This is a genomic window from Streptomyces hirsutus (genome assembly GCF_001418415.1).
Taxonomy (GTDB): domain Bacteria; phylum Actinomycetota; class Actinomycetes; order Streptomycetales; family Streptomycetaceae; genus Streptomyces; species Streptomyces hirsutus.
Genome location: NZ_LIQT01000712.1, coordinates 1 through 2,457, shown reverse-complemented (window position 1 = coordinate 2,457; position 2,457 = coordinate 1). Strand labels below are relative to the sequence as shown.

Annotated in this window: 3 protein-coding genes and 1 pseudogene; 3 read left to right on the top strand and 1 reads right to left on the bottom strand. The window is 69.7% G+C overall.

Annotated features, from left to right (window positions below; translation table 11 throughout):
• Window positions 1–4 precede the first annotated feature (4 nt).
• Window positions 5–1,537, bottom strand: coding sequence for a DUF4331 domain-containing protein (locus AOK11_RS37760; RefSeq protein ID WP_055598130.1), 1,533 nt, complete (start codon window positions 1,535–1,537; stop codon window positions 5–7).
• A gap of 241 nt (window positions 1,538–1,778) precedes the next feature.
• Between AOK11_RS37760 and AOK11_RS37755 the strand changes: the two are divergent.
• The 3 genes and pseudogenes from AOK11_RS37755 to AOK11_RS46970 all read left to right on the top strand — a co-directional run.
• Window positions 1,779–2,139: pseudogene (locus AOK11_RS37755) on the top strand (sigma factor); the annotation flags it as partial.
• Between the two features lie 2 nt (window positions 2,140–2,141).
• The coding region (locus tag AOK11_RS45985) for a sigma factor-like helix-turn-helix DNA-binding protein (protein WP_276204867.1) at window positions 2,142–2,289 on the top strand (148 nt) is incomplete at its 5' end.
• The coding region (locus tag AOK11_RS46970; RefSeq protein ID WP_167353883.1) for an RskA family anti-sigma factor at window positions 2,286–2,457 on the top strand (172 nt) is incomplete at its 3' end. The genes AOK11_RS45985 and AOK11_RS46970, both read left to right, overlap by 4 nt.

Sequence of the window (2,457 nt, the reverse complement as noted above, 5' to 3'; positions counted from 1 at the left end):
TGGCTCAGTACGCCCGGCCGCGCATCCTGCGCCACCACACCAGGGCCCCGCCGATCAGCAGGATCCCGAAGGCTCCCGCCCCCGCGGACGCGGCGATCAGGGTGGTGTCGTCGGAGCCCCCGGCCCCGGCCGGCCGCAGCGCGTCACCGAGCTGGTTGCGTACGTCGTTGCCGCTGTCCACGCCCTCGGCGAGCGGACCGCGCGACCCCTCCGTCGGGGTGGCCAGATACGGGAACGAGGCGCCGAACTCCTTGTCGTTGGCGTCGACCGCGTCACCGAGGTCGTTCGCCGCGCCGACCAGCTCGCCCTCGACGACCTGGAGCGCCGCGTCGATCACGTCGTCCGTCAGCCGGCGTCCGTTGGGGAAGCCCGCGTTGTCGCCGTCCAGCACACCGAGCCGCTTCGGTTCGGCCGCCGGCTCGATCGACGTGTTGAGGCGCAGCATCTCCGACGGCGTCACGTGCGGCGGCTGGTTGAGCCCTTCGACACCCTTGAGGAAGACGTCGACGAGGTCGTCGCGCGGCTCGGCGGGCGCCTCGATCTTGTAGATCGCCTCGATGAGCTTCGGCAGTTCCGGATTCGTGACGTTCTTCAGGAACTGCGCGTCGTCCCACGGCGCGGACGCGTTGAACGTGTCCTTGTCCTTCAGCGGGTTGACGACCTCGTTCACCAGCGGATTGCCCAGCCGCGACACCTGGGTGAACTGCCCCTTGGCGTTCTTGCGCTGGGTCGTGGACCAGATGCCGACGACCGGCTGCTCCGCCGACTCGGTGATCATGTCCGTCGGCACCTGGAGGGCCAGCGAGTTGACGTTGTACCCCTTGAGGGTGTCGTTGCCGACCTCGGAGAGGTTCCCGCCGTACAGCAGGTCGAAGACGCGCAGGTCCAGGAAGAACGGGTCGTCGGCCTGCCCGGCGAACGTCGTGGCGCCGCCCGCCAGCTCATGCACGGCCTGCTTGCGGAGCGTGTCGTAGTCCGGCATGGACGCCTTGCCGACGTTCGAGGGCGCCACCGGGACGTCGTCCGCGATCTTCGTACGGGACACCAGGTGCTGGTCCTTCAGCTTCAGCAGCTCGATGTCGTAGGTCTGCGTGATGTTGAGGTCCGGGTCGTCCAGGGCGGTGACCGGGCCCGTGTTGTAGAGGAACGTCTTCTCGTTCTTCGTATGGGTCCTGAAGGTGTAGCGGAACAGCAGCTCGCCCTGCGCGTCGCCGTTGGTGTCGATGTGAAGGTCGTACTGCGCGTCCTCGGCGAACGTGAAGAAGTTCGGTCCGCCGGCCGGCTCCTCGAACGGGATCCAGTTCGCGATGATCGTCGTCGTGTCCGGCTTGTCGGGACTGACGAACGCGTACAGGTCGGTGTTGTCGTACTGCGGAGTGCCCGAGATCAGCGGGGCCTCCCGGTGGCTGGAGGCGGAGGCCGCCCCCGGTTCCAGCGCTGCCGTGCCGGCGGCGGCGAGCCCACCGGCGGCCAGCGCGCCACAGATCAGGGTCGCGAGGCTCCTGCGTCCCGCGCCGGTCCTGGAGTTAGGTGTCATGCCGTCCGTCCTCAGTGCCAACTTGCCTTACGCACCGGGATTCGGAGCCGTGCCCGGACCGGATTGGTCGGAAGACGAAAACGTTCCGACGGGTCCGCCGCGGCTGAACACCCGTAGCATTTCTCGCTGTCCGACCCGCGTTTTCGGTCCGCTGATCCGTAATTACCCTCCGGAGGCGCGCTCGCTGCGCATGCCTCGGGTGACCGGGTGGCCCCAAGGGGCCGGGAGAGGGGGGTGCGCGTTGGAGGCGGACGAGCTTCTGGTGCGGGTGGCAGGGGGCGACCAGAAGGCATTCGAGGCGCTGTACGGACTGGTGTCCGGGCCGGTGTACGGACTGGTGCGAAGAGTGGTGCGCGACCCCGCCCAGTCGGAGGAGGTCGTCCAGGAGGTGCTGCTCGAGCTCTGGCGCTCCGCCGCCCGGTTCGACCCCGAGCGGGGCAGCGCGCTGTCCTGGGTGCTCACCCTCGCCCACCGCCGGGCCGTCGACCGGGTGCGCAGCGCCCGCGCGGCAGGCGAGCGCGAGCAGCGCGAAGCCGCCCGGCGCGGCAGCGAGCCCGCGTTCGACCAGGTCGCCGAGGAGGTCGAGGCCGGCCTCGAACGCGNNGCAGCGGCAGTCGGTCACCCTCGCCTACTACGACGGTTACACCTACCGCGAAGTGGCCGAGCGGCTCTCCCTGCCGCTCGGTACGGTCAAGACACGCATGCGCGACGGCCTGACCCGACTGCGCCACTGCCTGGGAGGTGCCGCATGAGCTTCCTGGACCGGCTGTTGGGCCGAGGGGGCCGCGGAGATCTCCACTCGCTGGCCGCCCCCTACGCGCTCGACGCACTCGAACCCGCCGAACGCATCCGTTTCGAGAGGCATCTGACGACCTGCCGCCGCTGCACCGCCGAGGTACGCGTCCTCGCCGAGGACGCCG

What these genes read in the sequence shown, in the direction of transcription:
- AOK11_RS37760 (WP_055598130.1), bottom strand. Translation starts at nt 1,537, where the DNA reads ATGACACCTAACTCCAGGACCGGCGCGGGACGCAGGAGCCTCGCGACC.